This window comes from Rhodohalobacter halophilus, assembly GCF_001715195.1.
GTDB lineage: Bacteria > Bacteroidota > Rhodothermia > Balneolales > Balneolaceae > Rhodohalobacter > Rhodohalobacter halophilus.
This window is the reverse complement of sequence record NZ_MDWE01000033.1, coordinates 23,095-43,653: the sequence shown is the minus strand read 5'-3', so window position 1 is coordinate 43,653 and position 20,559 is coordinate 23,095. Positions and strand designations below refer to the sequence as shown.

Below are 20,559 nucleotides of genomic sequence, written 5' to 3'. Positions count from 1 at the left end.
CCCCGGCTCTTATTCAGGTCGGGGCGTTTTTGTTTGGATACCGGTTGGGTTCATCAATCGGGCAGGTTATAATCTACACCTTCCGGACGATAGTCGAGCAGATGCTCGGCAAAATAGTCCCAGAGCATTCGTTCGAAGTATGCACTGTATCGACCAAATCCGTGACGAGCTTCCGGAAAAATCATCATGTCAAACCGTTTGCCGGCTTTGAGCAGCTCTTCAGCCACTCTGTAGGTGTGTGCCGGGTGCACGTTGTTATCCATGGCACCGTGAACGAGAAGCAGCCGCCCTTGCAGGTTATCAGCTAACTCGGCGTTGGATGGAATTCTGGATGAGAATGTGGTTCGCTCCTCCTTTACCTCTTCACCGTTTCCATTTTCTATGGTTACCGAATCGGTTTTGGCATCTACACCGTGATGAAATTCACTCCACCAGATATTGTAGATATTATTGTCGTGGTTGCCTGCTGATGAGACAGCCACTTTGTAGAAATCGGGGTAGGATAGCAGGGCAGCCGTACTCATGAATCCGCCTCCGGAGTGACCGTAAATTCCAACTCTGCTCTGGTCGATGAAGGAGTGACGCCCCGCCAGCTGTTCGATTCCGTATCGGTTGTCGGCCAGTGCGTAGTCGCGAAGATTTCCATACCCGTAATTGTGGTACCATTTTTCACGCAACGGACTTCCGCCCCGGTTCCCCATAGCTACAACCACAAACCCAACCTGCGCCAGAGAGTGTGCGCGGGCAGCGGTTCCGGTAACGGAGAAACTGCGCGGGTAAGGTTCAACCTGCGGCCCCGGATAGACATAGGAAATGATCGGATATTTCTTTTCCGGATCGAAATCGGCCGGCTTCCACATTACGCCATAAAGATCGGTGTAACCGTCTTTTGCTTTCACAGAAAATTGCTCGGGAAGTGTATAACCGGCTTCAACCATGCGTGTCAAATCCACCTCTTCGAGTTGCATGACTTCACGCCCGCGATTATCACGCAGGACTGCCTTGGTCGGCATGTCCGGCCGGGAAGCGTTGTGGACGAAGTAAGACCGGCTATCGCTAATGCTGAAGCTGTGGTTCGCATTTTCGGGTGTAATCAATTGCTGACCGGATCCGTCAAAACCAACTTTATAATAGTGTGCATGGTATGGATTCCGGCCATCCTCTTTCCCAAATCCTTCGAAATAGATGGTTTGTCCTGTTGTATCAATGGCGGCCACATTTGCCACCATAAAATGGCCATCGGTAATTCTGTTTTGCAGATTTCCTTCGCTGTCGTAGCGGTAGAGCTGTCCCCAGCCGGTGCGTTCACTCAGCCAAATAAACTCTTCTCCATCGTTGATGATACCCAGGTAAGAGTTCATCACATTGAAATACGGTTCACTCTTTTCACTCCAGAGAACCTGAGTTTCTCCTGTATTCGTATCTGCTTTTACAACGTCCACTTCATCCCAGGTACGATTTCTTCGCAGAATGTACATGTGGTCTGATGATGTGTCTGTGGTGTAGATTCCGCCATTGCTGAAATAGACCCCGCCGAGTGACTGATCGGGCCACTTGTCGGTGTCAAGCCGAACATGTTCCTGCGATTCCATATCGAAGACCAAAATTTCATCCTGGTAGTGGTTGTCTTCACCGGGCATGTTGTATTTGTAGGTCTCCAGTTCGGGCCGGGATTTTACATTGTTGATGACCCAAAGCTCATCCACATCGCGCCAGTCCTGCCGTTTCACATAGAGTTTTTTCGAATCCTCAAACCAGTTAACACGGGCTCTCAGGCGTTCTGTAGAAGTAGTATCGCCATGATCGGCCTGAAAGCTGTACCAGCGCTCACCATCTTCTGTGAGGCGAATTTCCGTGCTGTCGGGATCATCAGTTCTCATCACAAAGAGATCATGCTCCCTTGCAAAAGCGATGTAGGTGCTGTCGGGGGAGTAGGTGGCCCACCGCTCACGCTCTTCGGCTTCGAGCGAATCACCTTTTTCCAGAAAATTTCGATCGATGTGATATTTGAACTCGATGCTGTCTACGTGAAATGTGAAAAGCTCGCGATCGGTATCGTAATCAAACCCTTTCAGGTCGAGGTTTTTAGCGTCAAATCCTCGGTTAAACTCTTCGGATAGCTGAGCGGCCATATTGTCGCGGTCGAACAGAGGACGCATATTCTGGCGGGATGCATCTACAAACATCCAGCGTTTGCCTTCACTGTTTTCCCACTCGTACCAGAACTGGTCTTTATCCTCAAGCCAGTTGGCACGCAGAAATGTAGAGCCGGTCATGTTTCGCATATTGTCAGCGGTAAAGCGTTCGGCGAGCTCAAAATTGGCATTCTGCCGAGCCTGAAGGTCCTGCACCAGGATTCCGGCCATCAGTAATATCAGAAATGATGTAATGGTTTGTATCGGGTATTTCATAAAGTCAACGTATTGATTTATCTGTTTTGCAAGCACAATATCATAAAGAAAAGCCTTGAACGCACATTTTTTACAATTTTTACCTAATTCAATTCAATCGAAAACCCTTGGAGGGTTTGGAACCCATGGAGGGTTAGATCACAAATCCATCTCAATATCCACGTAATCGAATTTCTTTCGTTGAAAAAGAGGGTAGCTCAGAAGGAGGATGATGGTTACAATGCCAATCCAATACATCCCCCAGGCGTAGGTCATATGATTGGCGAGTACTCCTTTCATGCTGAACATATTATAATAGTCGTGAGCGGAGGAGGGTAGATTTCCAATCAGCGGCATCCGTCGGGCAACGGCATCTGCTGCGTACGCTGAGGATTCAATCCAGGAGAATGAGGTTAAAAGTAACCCCAGCTGAGCCACAACGTGTTGACGATTCCACCAGCCGTGGAGAAAAATCAGAAAGGGGAGCAGAATTTGTAAAAGAGTTCCGCCTAAAATGGTAAGAAAACGGCTGCCAAAAAATCCGAAGAGGGTGTGTCCGGCTTCGTGGACAATCAGCAGAAACCAATCGATGATAAAGAAGAAAGGAAACAGAAAGAACGGGTAGGGATATTGCCAGGCAAAAGAGATCTCCCATTTGAGCGCCATCCAGTACTGCTCTGCCAATACCCAGCAGAACGGAATACAAACAACCGAGAACCACCACTTTTTGATATGGGGAAATGCCCGGTCTAAATGGTGCTGAAAACGGCTTCCCATTCGTCTGTTTTGATGGTCTTAAAGTTAATGAGCTTTATAGTAGAGATTTCTATTTAACCCTCCAAGGACTCCAAACCCATGGAGGGTTGAACACACAAAGAATCAAAATCGCCATTTTGGACTGATATGCTTATCCTTTGTGTTGTAATAAGAAACAGAATCGAAACGAAGTAAATCAGATCATTTTATGAAAATTGTAGATCCATCAGGAAAAGAAGTAACCAGTAAAGAGAATAAAGACGCCAAAGAGCTTGAGAAGCAGCTAAACAAAAAAATTGAAAAACTTTTGGAGCCGATCTTTAACAAGATCAAGCTTCAGGGTGCTCAAGTTCCTCAGGAGCAGCTTATGCAGTTGTCATCAGCCGCGCACCAAATGCTGTTTAATCGAATGGTGTACAATCTATTGAAAAAGGTTGGAGTGGAACAGATCTCTGAAGTGCTTAGCGAAGATGATGTGGAGGAACTCCAGACTTCACTGAGTAATCAGCTTCAGTTTGTAGACCCGTCCCAAAGACAAGGGATGAACGGCGGACAAGGCGAAGGCCCGAAAAAAGATAAATAAATTGAGATGGGAGCCGGTTTCTGCAAAGATGCCGGCTCTTTTTATATCTGACCGAAAATAGTTGAGGTTGCATGAAATTTGAGCCGTTACAAGGGGTGTTGGTGATTTCCGTAGAGCAGGCACTTTCTGCTCCGTTTGCGAGTTGTCGTCTGGCAGATGCCGGCGCTCGTGTGATAAAAGTAGAGCGGGAATCGGGGGATTTTGCGCGAAATTACGATACGTCTGTGAGAGGCGAAAGTACCTATTTTGCGTGGGTGAATCGCGGAAAGGAGTCGGTACGGATTGATCTGAAATCAGACGAGGGCAGGGATTTATTTTTAAATATCGTTGATAAAGCCGATGTGCTCATTCAAAATCTGAAACCCGGTGCTATGCTAAGGCTGGGATTAGGAAGTGAATCACTTCGTGAAAAATATCCGGAACTGATTACCTGCGACATCAGCGGATATAGAGAAGAGGGAGAGTATGCCGATATGAAGGCGTATGATAATTTAGTTCAGGCAGAATCGGGATTGATTGATGTGACCGGAGATGGGGATGTGCGCGCAAAAGTTGGAATATCCATTGCCGACATCAGCACGGGAATGCACGCCTACTCGGCAATTCTGGAAGCGTTGATACAGAGAGGCCAAACCGGGGAAGGTGTTTCAATTAAGATCTCCATGTTTGACTCCATGGCCGACTGGATGATGGTGCCGTGGTTCCATCAAACATATGGCGGTAAAACACCGAAACGCCGCGGGGTTTTTCATGCAGAAATTGCCCCATACGGACCCTTTAAAACATCCGACGGTCGGGAAATTATGATCGGTATCCAAAACAACCGTGAGTGGAAAAGGTTTTGCAAAAATGTGATGGGTGGAGCTGTACATTCGGATGACCCCAGGTTCAAAACAAACTCTGCACGGGTTGAAAATGTTGATGAACTGAATGAACAGATTGGAAGCCGGTTTTTAGAGCTGACTCACCAAAACACCATTGATCTACTGAAAGAGCATCAAATTGCATTTGCAAACCTGAACACCCTGCAGCAATTTTCCGGGCATCCGCAGCTTCGGCTAACGGATGTGGAGATGAACGGGGAAATGATTAAAATGGCAGACAGACCTGCCCGGTTTTCCGGTTATGAAAATTCATTTGGATCCATTCCAAAGCTGGGTGAGCACGACGAAAAAATTAAGAAAGAGTTTGGATCATGAAGTATGAAGAGTGGATAGGAAAAACATTGGATATCTCAGATTCCATGGCGCCCGAACAACTTCAGAAGTTCGAAGCGCTTATGAATGGAGATCCCGGCTCGGTAAGCGATGGCAGCGGATTGAGACCAGGCGCGCACTGGGTCTACTTTAACCCGCCAATCCCCCAGGCAGACCTTGGTATTAACGGGCACGAACGCAGCAGCAACTTTCTTCCACCGGTTGATCTGCCCCGGAGAATGTGGGCCGGAGGCACCATTAAATTCAAAAAGCCGCTGAAAATTGGAGTGCCGGCTGATAAAAAATCAACCATAACAAAAATAGAAGAGAAAGAGGGGAAATCAGGGAAGCTGGTGTTTGTATCCTTGCGCCATCAGATTAGCGCAAGCGGTTCCGTTGCAATTGATGAAGAGCAAGTTATTGTTTATCGCGGTGAGAGTGAAAAAGGAGCACACCCGATTCGAACCGAACCGATGGATTTGGACCCGGACTGGAGGAAATCGACCAAACCAAGCTCCATACAGCTCTTCCGGTATTCTGCGTTGACATTTAACAGCCATCGTATTCACTACGATCAGGACTATGCCCGCGAAATGGAAGGCTACCCCAATGTGGTTGTGCATGCGCCATTTTTGGTTTTATTGATGATCGATGCGTTTAGCTCAAAGGCTGATGGAAAAGTGATTTCAGAAATTCGATATGAGAACAGGGGTCCGGTTTACCTGGGAGAGCAAATCACCATTTGCGGGAAAAGTATTGACAACAGCCGGACTGCCCTTCGCATTCACGGGCCTGAAGGAAAAGTTGCGGTAAAAGCAGAAATTGATTGGGTTTACAGCTGGTAGAATTAGGTGCGAATCATGGAAACCCCTATAAAAGCAGAATGTTAAATTCACTATTATAGTTAAACAAAAACGTATAAGACTAAGAGTTATCAACCACAAAACAGGGAGTCATTATGTCACTGCTATTTAAACATGCGATCGTTGCAATTGACCTGTCAGAAGCCAGCGAATTGATAGTGAGCTGTGTGCCGCATTTGAAAAAATTTGGATTGAAGAAGGTGACGTTGGTGAATGTGGTTCCGATACCATACAGTACCAAGCGGTCTGAATTTAGCACCAAAAAGAACGAAGAGAAGCTGGATGAGTATAAAAAACAGCTTGTGAAAAAAGATCTTGAAGTGGATATAGAGATTCGCAGCGGCGTGCATTTCTATCCTCCAACGGAGGTGATTGAGGCTGCACACGAGACGGATGCCGATTTTATTGTGATCGGCAATCGAGGTCACAGCAAAGTTCAGGAGATGCTGATGGGGAGCACGGCAACGGAAGTGCTGCATCGATCCGATTTGCCGGTCTACCTGATTAACATGGAAGTGGAATGGTTCGACGATGATGTTGAAAAACGAAAACTGGTGCTGGGGCATTCTCATGAGAAATCTCTGAAGCACGTGATGCATCCGACCGACTTTTCTAAGAATGCCAACCGCGCATTTGAAGTAGTGAAGAAATTGGATAAAGATGGGCTGATAGACAAAGTGTCATTGGTCCATGTTCAGGGGCATCACGCGATTGCGTTGAAAGATCCGGTCAGCCGCGACGAACTTACAAAGCAGACTGAGCAGATTCTGAATGAGCTGCGGGATCAGCTATCGGATAAAACCCGGGAAAACAGTTCTGTTTACATCACATTTGGAACCCCTGCAAAGGAGATCATTTCTGCAGCCGAGGAAAACGGGGCCACCATGTTGATTATGGGAAGCCAGGGGAAAGGTTTTGTAGAGAGATTTTTCATCGGTGGAGTGAGTAACCAGGTGACCCGATTGAGCAAGGTCCCAATCTTGTTGGTACCCGCAGAAAGAGAGTAGATTTTTGTGCAACGGGTCGGCGACCCGTTGAGTGAGAATTTAAAATAACCTGAGTTTAATTAATGAGTGTTCCCCTTTAAAAGGATGCTATTATAGACTTTGACTTTTATCGAACTCACGTAAAATAGAAATCTGATGCAAACACGGTGTCTTGTTGGAGTAAAATCGTCCATCGGAGATCGATCGGTGATTCGTCATATATTTTAGTTCGATTGATGAATAACGATGGACGAACAACCGGTTCACCGATCAAGTCTTAATCAGAGGAGATCAAAATCAGCTCTTGCTGAGGCTCCGTTAAATATTCCGCTCCGGTGTCAGTGACAACAGCCATCTCTTCTACAGAGATGGTTTTTGTTCCTCCCTCAATTTCCCACATGAAGAATCCGTCAAAGGCGAACACGTTTCCAACACGCAGTGGCTCAAAAGCTGTTGAACTTGGATCACGCCCCTCCTGTGCACCACCCAGACTCGGTCCTACATCGTGGGCAACATATCCCACGGGGTGACCTGTGTTCCACATCACATTCATCGAACTATTTTCTGCAAGCCAGTTTCGCTGCACACGGTCCACCTCTAATCCGGTAATTCCGGGCTGTATCACTTCCAGGACCATTCGGTTTCCGTCTCTGGCCACCTCCCAATATCGCTGAATGTCGGCCGGTGGTTTGGTTTCACCCGGATGGAGCACGTACGCAAAGCGCTGAATATCGGTTACCCACATATCATAAACTTTGATTCCAAAGTCGATCTGAATGACATCACCCGGTCGAATAACTTTATCAGTAGGATGAGCGTGGCCGCGATCCGGTCCCGAATTGACTGCGGGATTCTGATCGGGCGACCAAGCGTCGTTTACTCCGTAATCCCGCATTTTAGTTTTCAAAAAGTCAGCCACATCCTTGTCGGTTGTTTCATTTGGAACAACTTGCTGATAGGCTTCAATCTCCCACTGTGCCGTAAGCTCGGCGGCCTTTCGGAGAATATCTACCTCAGCCGGAGTTTTGACGGAGAGCCACTCAAACACAAGGTCTTCAGAAGAGACAATTCGATTCATTACGGGCCGAATCAGGAGGTCCGTAAGGCGTTGATACTGCCTAAAACTGAGGCCGTCTGCCAATTCGTTGGTCTCACTAAAGTTAAGAGCCAGATTCCCTCGAATATTCCGGTTGATATAATCTGCAGCTTCAACCAACGCGCCGGGATTCCGGTTGACCACCGCGATGCTATCGTGCATGGCGATTTCCTGAAGGGCCGCGGCTTCGCCGGGAGGTGTAAAAACGATTGAGTAGACCTCATCATCAATAAGCTGAAAAAGAAAGACAGCCGGCGCTACGGCATTTTCACATCCAACATGGCGAGCCAGGGGATCGTTGTTGTTGGATCGGCAAAGTACGGCCCACGCCTCCACTTCCGCTCGTTTCATCGCTTCGGGTAAAAGGGTTTGAATACGCTCTTGCCTAATGTCGGGCCAGGGACTGGGGCCGTCGAACGGGTTGTCCGTAGATTGTTGGGGGCTTGAAGAACAGGAAGAGAGAAGTAGAAGAATCGTGATAAGTGAAAGTCCGGTTCGAAACTTACGTGTCTGAATGATTTGGAATATTCCCAATATGAGAAAATAATTTCAATTAAGGCAGGAAGAACATTCAGATTACAAATCTCAAATGGAGAGAAGTTTTAACAGGGTATGGATGAGTGAGCTGAAATAAAAAAAGCCCTCATATACACGTTAAACGTAATACAAAGGCTTTCTTTTGTCGGGACGACAAGATTTGAACTTGCGACCTCTCGACCCCCAGTCGAGCGCTCTACCGTGCTGAGCCACGTCCCGATTTTTATAGACTTGAAAATTAGGGGTAAATGAGGCTAAATACAATGAAAAATTACGGTGAGGATTTTAGGTCATTTAAAAAACGTTTTGCTCCTCGTTTTTTTGATCTACCTTCTGTTCGTAGCGCCCCCACTCCCAAAAAAAATCTATCGATCTGCTCCCGGGTATTCAGAAAGCCATGCCCCGATTTTAATAGTACAGATTATCCGGGATAATGAAGCGAATAGAGTGAAATGTACTGATCGATGAAAGCCAATTCATTTCTCGTTTCTTGATTTTACAATTTGAAATTAATGGAGCTCCAATTTTTCATGAGAACGTCCTTCCGGTAATCCCACCTGCAATCAATTAGTTTTCAGAGCAGGATTCTGAAATAGTTTAAATGCGAGAATTAAGAAAAATCTTTACGGTCGTGGGGGTAGTTAAAAAATCTCTTGTCATATAGGCGGTAGGTAGAAATAAAAAAACCACACAACGGGATCAGCCATTGTGTGGTTTCAAGTATGTGTTCGTACTTGTTGTTAGTTCTCAAGTTGTTCCTCAGCTTCCATCTCTTAGGAGAAGCTGCGTGTTCTCAATCCACTCTCATAATAAAATCTTAGCGGGAAAGAGTACAGCACAATTAGTTGACAGATAGTTAACAGATAGTTTCCAAATCACCGTTTATGAATCCTGAGGAGTGATTTTAATCCTGTCTAAATCTACCTTCACAATTTTGACTCTTTTGTCGGTCTGACTCTTTTTCTCCTGAATGACATCGTGCATCGCCTCACTGTTTATAATCTGAATGACCTTCTTTCTCATTCGGGATTTATAGGAGGAGTGTATGCTGTCTGAGAATATTTTTTGATCGAGCTTTGAAATAAGCATTTCAGAGGTTCCATCTGATTTCATTTCGTAGAGTACATCAAACATATTGGTCAGGTAAGGGTCACCGGAGAAACTGAATTTTTTTCCGTTAAAATAGACGTCAATTTCGTCCTCTGCTTTTCGGATCAGTTCAATTGTGGTGTTGCTACTTACGGTTGCAGTTTCTGCCGGAGAAGGTTCTTTTGATGTAAATACATTTCGGTAAAACAACCACCCGGAAATAAGGAGGAAAAGTCCTCCAACTGACCCCAATAAAAATATTGATGAAGGGCCGTTAGTGAATTGTAATGGGATGGAACTCAATGCCGGGTGAGACTCATCAAACTGAAAAGTTCTGACGATAAGCTGATTCCGCCGGTTTGTGGAAAAAGGATGGCCTAAAATAACCCAATGATCTTTTCCGTGTACGTAGAAGAGATTTTTTGCGTCATAAATCCCAAGCTGTGAAAGGTCAATTTCGTACATCATGTCATCCTCATAGCTAAGCAGATAGGCAAAATGAGTTTCAGCACGAGTATGCTGTAATAACCCAATCAATTTACGTTTGCGATCGATTGCATTTGTGGATGTCTGACTAAAAACGGATGTTGGTCGTTCCACATCCAGCAACTTTTGTGACAGCATTTGTGTCAATCGTTTATGCGGTACCCATAGGTTCTCTTCTGGATTGTACTGATAAGCGTAACTGTGTCCGCTATTAGATCTGAGTGGTTTAATTAGGTAATAAAATGAATTACCGTCACGAAAAAGGCGGCCGGCATTGTTAATGGGAACTACTTCCGGGTCGGGGCTTGAGAAAAGTTCCCACTGTTTGTCAGGTTGAGAGTAATAGATGAGGTTGTTTTTGAACTGCCAGTAACCATACCCTCCCATTGCGTAAATATTGCCGTCATCACCGAGAGTAGCCCCATGGCCAAACTGATTTCTGTGGTCATGAGATTCATCCAGACGAGTAACTTCTTTGGTTTCGAGATTCATAGCATGTACTCTGCCTACTCCTGAGTCCCAAAAGAGAAGTTTATCACCGTCTGGGTGCACATCTATCCTCTGTCTGGATCCATTTTCGATCCGAATCGTAGCAAGTGTATCTATAGATCCATTATCTGAAATCTGAAAAAGTCGCCCGTCATGACTATTGTACATGTAAATATCACCGTTCTCAGGGTGAATCGCCGTAAATAGCCCTTGACTATATGAAATATTACTTAAGTCGAAAGTGGCTCCGGAATAATATTCAGATGAATCGGAATGAGTCGTAAGCAGCTGAAGAAGAAACAAAATGAATACATAAAGTTTCATAACGTAACTATTTGTAACACCATGAATAAGAAGCCGGTACACGAACAAATACCGGTAATCAGCAATCAAGTTGGATTGAGTTCCGTGTGATCAATAGGTTGTAATCAATTCCATAAGGTGTTTCCAAATTTTTGGATGACACCCTGAACTAAAGAATCATTTCTACAGAAAAAAGATTGAAGACTTCGTCATGTACCTTTTAAATGAATAGAGAAGTCAAAAGTAGAATTCTTAATTAACCTAAAATTGAATCAATTAACATTAAAATACATTATTTTTAGATAAAGGCAGTACATTAACGGATAGAAGTTTGTTATGGAACTTATATAAATTGAGTATTAGCCTGCATTTAGCGGCTCTTGACGTTTCAGGCTAAATAAGACCCAACAATCAGAATTAAAAAAAATGTTATGCCATCGTTTGATATTGTAAATGAAGTAAATGCACAGGAAGTGGATAATGCTGTGAATAATACCTTGAAAGAGGTAGCTACACGGTACGATTTCAGGGGGCTGCACACAGAATTGGAGTTTGCAAAAAAACAGAACCGAATTGATATCGTTGCGGCAGAAAGTATGAAATTGAATGCGGTAAAGGAGATGCTGATCAAGCACTTTATTAAGCGTGGTTTGGAACCGAAGGCACTTGACTTTGGGAGTGAAGAGGGAACATCTCAGGGGCACGTAAAGATGAGTGCCACCATTAAAGAAGGAATTGACCGGGAAACCGCCAAGAAAATTGTGAAGGAGATCAAAAACCTGAAACTTAAGGTTCAGCCTGCAATTCAGGATAATCAGGTACGGGTTTCAGGAAAGAAGATTGATGATCTGCAGGAAGTGATCCGGAATCTGAAGTCAAAGAGTTTTGGGATTCCGCTACAGTTTGTGAATTTGAAATAAGACGAAGTCCGGTTAAGATCAGATTTTGATTTCGTAAATGCGAACTGAGTCTCCTAAATCCGGATTCCTGTGGATAGTATAAATTCTATTAGCATCAACCTGCTGAACTTCATCAAATTTAGATATTGTAAATTGTCCTTGAAAATTTCCTTCGTAATCCATTAAAACCAACTGCTTTCCTAAGGCTGAGTTGTCTGTTTGCAGCCATAGAAGATCTTCTGTGGCCCATAGATTGAGGAAAGGTGGCTTGATGTTGTATACTCTTGGTTCAATATCCCGTCTCATCTCTGATGAAGCGTTTTGAAGTGTGTGGTCAAGATCTTCATCGCTTACTTCACGGTCTGCAACGCTCATTGTTATTAAGCCGGTCTGCTCATGTTGTTCATTAAAGAACTCAATTTCAGAAGATGCGGGCCTGGCAACAAGGTAGCCGTTACCGGGAACCTGAACAAAGCGGTCGTGATTTCGAAACGGAACTGTATGTATTGAAAAACCATCTCCCACAGAATGCATATGCATTTCAGGAGCACTTAAATGTTGAATTGAATCCGATACCACTTCATATTGGCGGTTTACAACGAGTACATAAGAGTCATAGTAGTCGTTCGAATTGCTCATCATTTCAGTAGGGTTGCGAATAACACGGCGCCGGGTAGCGTAAAATTCAATTTCTGATCGAACACCGATGAGTGTAAAACCTTCATAGGTACCGGTATCCCCCGTCATATTACGAATGTATGTATAGATACCGCTGTCATTTGGATAGAAGAGGTCTCGTCTGCCTCCCTGGTTTTCGAGCATAAGTGTATCTCCCCCCGCATCATGAAGGCTGAAAAAGCCGGATACCTCTCCGGGACCGCCACCCTGAGTTGCGATGGTGGCACGGTGCTCGCCATCGGGAGAGAATTGTTCAATTGTGTTACTTCCCATATCCCCAACGAGCAAGTCTCCATTTGAAGAAACAAAGAGATGATGAATCCGTCCCGGGTAGTAGTCGTTGCCCTCACCGGCTTCTGCTAACAGTTGCACATCTACTTCCGTAAGTTCATCGTAGACGATTGTTCCATCGGTTTGACCTGAACCACTGCAAGCTTTCAGCAGGAGTATAAAAGGGAGGAGTAAATAGAGATTTTTCAAAGCCATACATTTGTACTAATTTTTTAGTAAAAATTAATTATAGCTTCCGGAACACCAAATTGCAACAAATATTTACGCATCAATGAATTTACTTGAAAGCCTATTCACTTAAGCGACTGAAGAGAGGATGAGATAACATTAAGAGATGAGGCAGGCATGGATTTAAGGTACCGGTTCACTCTGAAGCCAGCGCTGGGGATCAATATATTCACTGCCCTCGGCAATCATGAAAATGATGACCTCTCCGTTAGCAGAATTTTCATCCCCGGACAGTCCAATTACGTCACCCTCTTGCAGAACCTGATTTTTTCTTACATACACCTCACTCATGTTTCCATACATCGTTTTGTAGGCACCGTGATGAACCATGACCACATCCCCAAAACCGAGAAAGTTTTGAATTCCAAATACATATCCGTCATTCACAACACGGACTGTAGAACCGGGGACAGCGGCAATTTCAATACCCGGAAAATTGGTCTGTGTATTGAAGACAGGGTGGGTACGGATTCCAAATTTTTGAGTAATGGTCCCATTATCCACCGGCCAGGGAAGTTGACCTCTGCTGGTTTCAAACCTTTCCTCAAATGCAAGAAGCTCTTCATTAGAAATACCGCTCTCCCTTAAAATAGGTCTGGAATAACGTGCTTCGGCTGCACGACGTTCATCTTCATCTTCAATCTCTGAGGCTTCAGCAAGGCGACGTCTGCGCTCCTCTTCTGCTATTCGAATACGCTCCTCTTCAGCTTCCAGAGTTTCGAGAACCTGGGTCAATTCATTGAGCTGTCTCCTGTGAATTTCCAGCTGTTCCTGAAGGTTGTCGCGATCCCGTCTTAATAGTTGAACATTTCGCTCCTGCATCTCACGGCGCTGCTCCAGCTCCTTAGTCTCCTCACGAATGGTAGCCAGTGCCTCTTCATTTCTTTCAAGTGTCACCTCCAGATCAGCAACCGACTCCTCATATTCGACCTGTGCCTGCTGAATCTGATCGGCCTGCTCTTTTTGATATTCGTCAAACTTCCCAAGGTAGTAAGATCGCACCAAAAGCTGATTGAATGACCCCGAGCTGAGCAGCAGTGCGAGTTCTGTTGTTCGCCCATTTTTGTAGAGAAAAGAAAGGGTCTCTTTGTAGTCGTTAATTAGTTTTTCGAGCCTCTGCTGAAGCTGGACAATATTTTGCTCGATAAGCTCAATTTCAGCCGTAATCTGATTCTGTTCACGCATCATCTGGCGGATATTCTCCTGCTGAAGTGCAATCACACGCTCCATCTCCTGGTATTGTCGAAACATTTCGTCATATCGCTCAGTAGCATAGCCAAGCCGCTCATTGTAGCTTTCAATCTGCTCTTGGAGTGTTTCAATTTGCGACCGGGTCGTACTCTGCTGTTTCATCAATTCGGCCCTCTGCTCTTCATAAGAGTCCTGGGCCGCAGCAGGAACAGCAGCGATCGAAATGAAACAGATCAGTAAACCTGTAAGGAAGTAGCGAATGGTCATATCCTGCGAATTGGAATGTTATCAGGAATGGAGATTTCCATGGGAGGAAGGTTACCGTTCACTTCCAGGCGCCGTACCAAAAAAGTAGCCTGTGACCTTCCATCGCTGCTTAAAATGGTGATTTTCCGTGGCAGATAAAAGTCATTAATTTGTGCATAGCCTTCATAATCGATCTGGCTGTAGGCACTGTTCGTTCCCTTTTGTACTACCTGCTGAATGAGTCCTTCTGATTTCGAGATGGAGACCTCTGTGTGATCCCGAAGCAGGGCTAAATAGAACTCCTCATCTTCATAAATCCGAACTATTTGATCCGGCTCAAGAGTGAAATTAAACATGTCGAGCATGTTTAGGGAGGCAAGGGAGCCGATATTGGTGAGGTTACTCTGTGTAAGGGATACTTTTTCAGCAATTTTGTCTACCCGATTGTACACGAGAAGGGAATCGGAATCGACCAGGATCTGTCCGCCCTCAATGCCAACACTGGTTCGAATTGTAATCAGGCTTTTTTCGCGGTTTGAGTGAAACTGTAGCGTGACCCGTTCACTACCGTCCGGTTCACTTACAATGGCTCGCCCGCTTCCTGAGAGTGATTGCAGTTGTTCACTGTAGTTTGGAGTCAGCTCCATCAACTCCTCCGGCGTAAGGGGTGACGGATCCATATTCTCCATAGATATCAACTGCCTGGATGGAGTACAAGCAGAGAGCAGAAGCAGCAAAATCAGGCCGGTAAGGAAGAGTATATTTCGAATATTCATGGACGATACGGTTATTCTTTATAGAAAGAGTTTTTGCACAGCGAGCGGATGACTCAATTCAGACGCTTCTTCAGGTATTCACGATCGGGGTCCAGTTCAAGAGCTTGCTGCCACCAGTTTTTTGCTTCTTCTCTATTCCCCAGCTCAGAATGAATGTCTCCGAGATGTTCATAAACTTCGGCACCTGCATCTCCGGTTGTAATGGCCTGTTCTATATACGATTTCGCATCTTCATAGTTCCCCAGCTTAAAGTGAATCCAGCCGAGCGTATCGAGGTAAGCGGAGTTCTCCGGTTCGAAGGAAATGGCCGTTTCTGCCATTTCCAGTGCATCAGTTAGCCGCTCATTCCGAACCGACAGGAAATAGGCGTAGTTGTTCAACGCATTATGATTGTTTCGATCGAGACGAAGTGCCATTTCGTACGCCTCTTTGGCATCTTCCCATCGATCCAAATCCTGCAGAACATCTCCATAGGTGCCGTAGATAACCGACCGGAAATTCCGCTGAGCCGGTGCAGACGTAGCTGCTTCAAAAGATTCTGCAGCCTCTTCCGGTTGATCTGTCAACATATAGGAGGCCCCGATAAAAAAGAGTACGTAGGCATCGTTGCCCGCGTACTCCAGTGCCGTTTCTGAAATCTCAATTATCTTTTCATATTGCTGCATTGAGAACATCACCTGCAGTCGCTGCCCCCATAACCCGCGCTCAGTTGGATTTGCCTCGGCCGCGCGTTCTAATGTCTCGAGTGCAAGTTCCAGGTTATTCTGCTGCAGATGAAATTCGGCGGCAATCATCTGAGCAGGGGCAAACTCAGGTTCACTCCGGCTAAATGCGGTAATCGCATTTTCGGTCTGATTGGTTAGAGTCTGTTCAGCCGGCTGCTGCCGGTGCTGCGAATAGAGAAACTGAACAAGCTCCATTTTTTGCGACGGATATAGAAGCGGGTCTTCAATCATGCTGATAAACGTCTGTCCGAGCTCGTCCCACTGTTCTCGGTCAATATAGATCTCAGCAAGTAAAATCAGGGTTTGCGGGTCACGCGGATTTCGTTCTCTCGCATCAAGGAGTGTTTCAAGTGCTGACTCCTCATCACCCAGTTCCAGGTAATACTGGCTGATCGTATGCAGCGTGGATAGATTTCCCGGATTCAGTTCCCGCATAATTTCAAGCTGCTCAAGCGCTTTATCACGTTGCTGCAAGGCATTGTAATTTTGAAATTTGCGAAGGTGAAATTCGAACTCGCTGCCTCGGATGTCGATCAGCCTGTCGAGTGTTTCATTCGATTTTTCCAGTTCGCCAAATTCAACATAAGCCTGTGATTTCATAAACAGGATATCCACATCATCAGGATGGTATTTCAAAATTTGATCAAAAATATCGATGATGGCTTCATAACGCCCCGACTGGCGATAGATCTCTGCCAGCTGAAGCTGATACCACCGGTTTTCGGGCTCCCTGTCTGCGGCTATTTGAGCGTAGTAGGAAGCATTGTTGTAATCGCCCATCATCAAATAGACATCTGAAAGCGCATAATTGATCCCGGGATCATCAGACAGCTTCAGGTGCGCTGCGGTAAGGTGATCCAATGCACGTTCATAATCTTCATTTTCAAAATCAGATACTCCCTGTATAAAATACTCCATCGCTTCCGCCCGCACTTCCGGTGTAACGTCATCGGCGGTTTGAGCCACACCCGGCGCGGTAATGAGGCAGAAAATGGTTAGGGTTGCAATGAGGTAAACTTTATTCATGTAGGCAAGATAACGAAAAGGATTCGGGTTTTGATACAATTTGCTAACTGATCGCCTTGCGAAAGGCATTCAGTTTTTTAAAAGATGGGAGCATTCGGGAGCCGTACCAGCTGAACCACTCCCCATCAACCAAAAGCACACGGCTTTTGGGACAGGCATTTTCAACCTCTTTGATGTGTTTCTCCTTAAAAGGGTAAGGTTCACTGCTAAGCAGGATGATATCCGGCTTGATTCTTGAAAGCTCTTCAAGTGTGGTTGTAGGATATCTGGACTGATTTTCAAAGAGATTGTCCAGTTTCCAGTGTGAGAGAACGGAGTGGATGTACGTATTGCTGCCTACCGTCATCCAGGGATCGCGCCAGATCATATAGGTTACCGACATGGGAGATTCATCGGGAGCCCGGTCATACTCATTTCGAATGGCTGAAATGAGCTCCTGAGCAGTTTCTTCTGCATTGCACCGGCCACCAATATCATGAATGGTAAGAAAGGCATCTTCAATCGTGTTGATGTCGGTAACCATCACTTCAAAGTCGGATTGGAGTTTCTCAATATCCTCTTTGCGGTTCTCCTCCTTGTTGGCAATGATCAGGTCGGGCTGTGCATTACGGATTTTATCCAGTCTCGGATTCTTGGTACCGCCCATTATTTCAACATTCTTCACGCGCTCTTTCGGGTGGATGCAGAACCGGGTTCGCCCTATTATTCGTTCATCAAGGTTCAGATCAAAAAGGAGTTCAGTGAGGGATGGCACCAGGCTGATGATTTTCTGTGGTGATTCCATGGTTGATTTTATCAGTAGTTGTATCCTTTTTTTTCCTCTTCATCGAACTCTGCCCCCAAACTGAGTACAAGCCGATTTACAAAGTTGAAATAGGCGATGATTTGAACTGCATCCAGTATAGCTCGGTCATCAAGGCCGGTATTTTTAAGCTGCTGAACATATTGAGCATAGTCGGGCCCTTCGTTCCGCGTTAGATGCTCTGCCAGGTTGCAGAGTTGGCGATCGGTTTCCGGCAGGTTGAGGTTTGCTCGATCGAATATTAAAAGCTCGGTTTTCTCACCATCTTTCCAGTAGGCCAGCAGCGCCTGTTCGTGGTGTTCAATGCAGTAGTTGCATCGGTTAGTTACAGAGACGACAACTCTAAGCATTTCCCTTTGGTAACGTTTCAGGGGTGATTTGCCAAACATGGTTGCCATGTAAAGATCCATGTGAGCGACCAGCGCTTCCGGATTCAAACTTTGGATTTTGTGAACCTCGGCCAGTTTACCCCGGGATGTAATAATGTCGTCATACACTTCTTTCAACTCTGAATCGGCATCATCGTAAGACAAGGTATTAAAATGAGGCATTGGCTGATTGTTTTGATTGTAAATCCGTTTATGCTGCCAAATTACAAATATGTCGTTCAGATGCTAAAAATTTTTAAGAATGGTATTGAGCTGAGAGACATAGTGTCCGCCAAAAAGATTGACGTGTACCAGCAGTGGATAGAGATTGTAGATGGGCACCCGATCTGAAAATCCCGCCTCGAGCGTGGATTCCGATTCATACCCGCTGTAAAACTCACCGGAAAAACCGCCAAACATTTTCGTGAAGGCGAGATCCATCTCCGGATGGCCGTAGTAGACGGCAGGATCGATCAGAACGGCACTGCCGGAATCATCGAACAGGTAGTTACCGCTCCAAAGGTCACCGTGAAGGAGGGAGGGTTTGGCAGGAGGGAAGATTTCGTCCAGTTTGCCAGCCAGGCGGTTCCAGTTTTGGTTGATGTTTGTGTCCAGCTTGCCGGAATCGATCGCCATTTTGATCTGTGGCTCGATGCGCTCTCTTGCGAAAAACTCAATCCACTCACTGTGCTGGCGGTTGCTTTGTGGTAAACTTCCGATATAATTATCCGTTTCCAGGCCAAACTGATCGGCTCCGGTTTGATGGAGCGTTGCCAGCTGCCGGCCAAATTCAAAAGAATTACCCGATCGCCCCGCCTCAATGAACTCCATCAGCAGATATCCCGGTCGGCCGGGTTCCGCCTTTCCGGCAGAAATTACATTTGGAACACGGAGATTTGATTTACCGTTACTTAATCGATGCAATCCGTCTGCTTCCTTTTCAAAAAAATCATCCGGAGCCGAGCGGTTCCATTTCAGGAAGTAGTCGCCCTTGTTCGAGGAGAGTTTCACGGCTTGATTAATACTGCCCCCGGATAGGGATTGAGTATCGTGAATTTCCAGATCAAGTGTTTCCGAAAGATGTGTTGAAAGTTCAGTTGGGATCATGGATTGAAAGTGTTTGCTATGCGAAATGTGTCTGAGTTTGTACAACGGGTCGCCTGGTTCGCGGAATGTATATCAAATCAGACATGGGATTTTTGCTCACAGGACCTGCTAAATTAAACAATTGATTATTAGGTGTAAATAAAGAGAAAAGCGGGTGTTTTAAAAGAATACCATGTCTTTTGCACAGCGCGAAACCGCCTCAAAACTGTTAATAGCTCTGAGCAAAGCCCTCTATTCGGCGGTAAAAATGTTGCTGTACATGTTTACCCGGAGTTGAAACCCCGGGCTATGTGTGGGGCACCCCTACGGGGTTGGGGATGTAATTCATTCAGGTAATTTTTTCGATGTATTATAAATGGCGTAGCCATGGCTATACATTATAGCCCACCATTTTAATGGTGGGTATCTTAGAGATAAAATAAAGAAAAGCCCTGTAGGGGCGACCCACCCCCTGCCCCTCCCTCCGGCGGCTCGAAGCATCGGGCAACGCCACAATGAGGGAAGCTACAATTACGTAAGATAGTAAACCCCAAACCAGAATCGTGCACCTAATAAATATACCATCTCTAGTCTACCACCATCCATCATCCCATAGGGATGAAACATGGGTAGAAAAATCACAGTCTAAACATATCCTCGCCGAATAGGAAGATTGGTTTAAAGATCAAATCAGGGTAGAGGCGGTGGTGGGAAAAGTTGTTTTTTTTCAAAACTAAATAAAGCCCCCGGATCAGGCGATCCGGGGTACAGTTATTAATTAGTTTCAATGCAACCCAGAGTCAGGCGAATCAAGACACAATTATTTCTCAACACTCTCTTCCAGTTCGTCGAGCAGGTTTTCGCAGCTTCTTTTTACGATATCAAATACATTGTTGAATCCGTCCATGCCGCCGTAGTAGGGATCGGGCACTTCGGCGTTGTTTTCGGCTTTCGGGTCGAACTCGCGCATTAGTTTAACCTTGTCGGAATAGCTGCCGTTACCGTCTAAAGCCAGAATGTTCTGGTAGTTCTCCCGGTCCATCGCCAGTATCAGGTCGAACTCCTCCAGGTCTTCTGCTTCAAACCGGCGCGCTCTGGATTTGAGCTCAAACCCTCTTTCATTCGCCACTTTTTGTGCCTTGCTGTTGGCAGGCTCCCCGATGTGGTAGGCGGACGTCCCGGCCGAGTCGATATAGAAGTAGGGCTGAAGGCCGCGTTCGTTCACCAGGTGCTGCATCACACCCTCGGCGGTCGGGCTTCGGCAGATATTACCGAGGCAGACAAAGACGATTTTGTATGGATTTTCTTTTGTGATGGGGTTTGAGTCAGGCATAATTGAAATAGATGATATTCTTTATAGTTCTGACTCAATTATAAGGTCTTAACTCAATTTTTTAAACAAAACTTTAACCTGACTTTCTCCGTCTCTCCCTATATATTCACCCGCTAACAGAAAAAAGGGTACAAAT

Annotated in this window: 17 protein-coding genes and 1 tRNA gene; 5 read left to right on the top strand and 13 right to left on the bottom strand. The window is 45.6% G+C overall.

Going from position 1 to position 20,559, the window contains the following annotated elements:
- Positions 1–53: 53 nt before the first annotated feature.
- Both BG260_RS09445 and BG260_RS09440 read right to left on the bottom strand, forming a co-directional pair.
- Positions 54–2,411: a S9 family peptidase gene (locus BG260_RS09445; RefSeq protein WP_245683939.1), complete on the bottom strand. Its 2,358-nt coding sequence runs from the start codon at positions 2,409–2,411 to the stop codon at positions 54–56.
- Between the two features lie 138 nt (positions 2,412–2,549).
- On the bottom strand, positions 2,550–3,167 hold the full coding sequence (locus tag BG260_RS09440) for a hypothetical protein (protein ID WP_069132024.1): 618 nt from the start codon (positions 3,165–3,167) through the stop codon (positions 2,550–2,552).
- A gap of 187 nt (positions 3,168–3,354) precedes the next feature.
- Between BG260_RS09440 and BG260_RS09435 the strand changes: the two genes are divergently transcribed.
- The 4 genes from BG260_RS09435 to BG260_RS09420 all read left to right on the top strand — a co-directional run bounded on the left by BG260_RS09435 (position 3,355) and on the right by BG260_RS09420 (position 6,795).
- Entirely contained in the window at positions 3,355–3,729 is a 375-nt protein-coding gene (locus BG260_RS09435; protein ID WP_069132022.1) for a hypothetical protein, read from the top strand.
- A 71-nt stretch (positions 3,730–3,800) separates the two neighbouring features.
- Positions 3,801–4,928 (top strand): CaiB/BaiF CoA transferase family protein, encoded by a 1,128-nt coding sequence (locus tag BG260_RS09430; protein ID WP_069132020.1) that lies wholly within the window; start codon positions 3,801–3,803, stop codon positions 4,926–4,928.
- Positions 4,925–5,770 (top strand): MaoC family dehydratase N-terminal domain-containing protein, encoded by an 846-nt coding sequence (locus tag BG260_RS09425; RefSeq protein ID WP_069132018.1) that lies wholly within the window; start codon positions 4,925–4,927, stop codon positions 5,768–5,770. The genes BG260_RS09430 and BG260_RS09425 overlap by 4 nt, the downstream gene beginning before the upstream one ends.
- Before the next feature lie 113 nt (positions 5,771–5,883).
- Positions 5,884–6,795 carry a universal stress protein gene (locus tag BG260_RS09420; RefSeq protein WP_069132016.1) on the top strand — a complete coding sequence of 304 codons (912 nt, stop codon included), beginning with the start codon at positions 5,884–5,886 and terminating at the stop codon, positions 6,793–6,795.
- Between the two features lie 256 nt (positions 6,796–7,051).
- Here the strand turns inward: BG260_RS09420 and BG260_RS09415 are convergent, their stop codons facing one another.
- The 3 genes from BG260_RS09415 to BG260_RS09405 all read right to left on the bottom strand — a co-directional run bounded on the left by BG260_RS09415 (position 7,052) and on the right by BG260_RS09405 (position 10,795).
- Positions 7,052–8,404, bottom strand: coding sequence for a M24 family metallopeptidase (locus BG260_RS09415; RefSeq protein ID WP_218089754.1), 1,353 nt, complete (start codon positions 8,402–8,404; stop codon positions 7,052–7,054).
- 148 nt (positions 8,405–8,552) lie between these two features.
- Positions 8,553–8,626, bottom strand: a tRNA-Pro gene (locus tag BG260_RS09410).
- Between the two features lie 663 nt (positions 8,627–9,289).
- Positions 9,290–10,795: an SMP-30/gluconolactonase/LRE family protein gene (locus BG260_RS09405; protein ID WP_069132015.1), complete on the bottom strand. Its 1,506-nt coding sequence runs from the start codon at positions 10,793–10,795 to the stop codon at positions 9,290–9,292.
- Between the two features lie 410 nt (positions 10,796–11,205).
- On the opposite strand from BG260_RS09405, the gene BG260_RS09400 reads away from it, so the two are divergent.
- Positions 11,206–11,694, top strand: coding sequence for a YajQ family cyclic di-GMP-binding protein (locus BG260_RS09400; protein WP_069132013.1), 489 nt, complete (start codon positions 11,206–11,208; stop codon positions 11,692–11,694).
- Positions 11,695–11,712: 18 nt separating this feature from the next.
- On the opposite strand, the gene BG260_RS09395 is transcribed toward BG260_RS09400, so the two are convergent.
- The 8 genes from BG260_RS09395 to BG260_RS09360 form a co-directional block, all read right to left on the bottom strand.
- Positions 11,713–12,837 carry an NHL repeat-containing protein gene (locus BG260_RS09395; RefSeq protein ID WP_069132011.1) on the bottom strand — a complete coding sequence of 375 codons (1,125 nt, stop codon included), beginning with the start codon at positions 12,835–12,837 and terminating at the stop codon, positions 11,713–11,715.
- A gap of 156 nt (positions 12,838–12,993) precedes the next feature.
- Positions 12,994–14,328 carry a murein hydrolase activator EnvC family protein gene (locus tag BG260_RS09390; protein WP_069132009.1) on the bottom strand — a complete coding sequence of 445 codons (1,335 nt, stop codon included), beginning with the start codon at positions 14,326–14,328 and terminating at the stop codon, positions 12,994–12,996.
- On the bottom strand, positions 14,325–15,083 hold the full coding sequence (locus tag BG260_RS09385) for a DUF4292 domain-containing protein (RefSeq protein WP_069132007.1): 759 nt from the start codon (positions 15,081–15,083) through the stop codon (positions 14,325–14,327). Before BG260_RS09385 ends, BG260_RS09390 begins: the two co-directional genes overlap by 4 nt.
- 53 nt (positions 15,084–15,136) lie before the next feature.
- Complete coding sequence (locus BG260_RS09380) at positions 15,137–16,834, bottom strand: tetratricopeptide repeat protein (protein ID WP_069132005.1); 1,698 nt, start codon at positions 16,832–16,834, stop codon at positions 15,137–15,139.
- Between the two features lie 43 nt (positions 16,835–16,877).
- Positions 16,878–17,618, bottom strand: a complete 741-nt coding sequence (locus BG260_RS09375; RefSeq protein WP_069132003.1) for a helical backbone metal receptor — start codon at positions 17,616–17,618, stop codon at positions 16,878–16,880.
- An 11-nt stretch (positions 17,619–17,629) separates the two neighbouring features.
- The gene (locus tag BG260_RS09370) at positions 17,630–18,187 is read right to left on the bottom strand and encodes a peroxidase-related enzyme (RefSeq protein WP_069132001.1); all 558 of its coding nucleotides are present in this window, start codon (positions 18,185–18,187) and stop codon (positions 17,630–17,632) included.
- A gap of 63 nt (positions 18,188–18,250) precedes the next feature.
- Complete coding sequence (locus BG260_RS09365) at positions 18,251–19,111, bottom strand: fructosamine kinase family protein (protein WP_069131999.1); 861 nt, start codon at positions 19,109–19,111, stop codon at positions 18,251–18,253.
- Between the two features lie 799 nt (positions 19,112–19,910).
- Positions 19,911–20,423: a low molecular weight protein-tyrosine-phosphatase gene (locus tag BG260_RS09360; protein ID WP_069131997.1), complete on the bottom strand. Its 513-nt coding sequence runs from the start codon at positions 20,421–20,423 to the stop codon at positions 19,911–19,913.
- Positions 20,424–20,559: the final 136 nt, after the last annotated feature.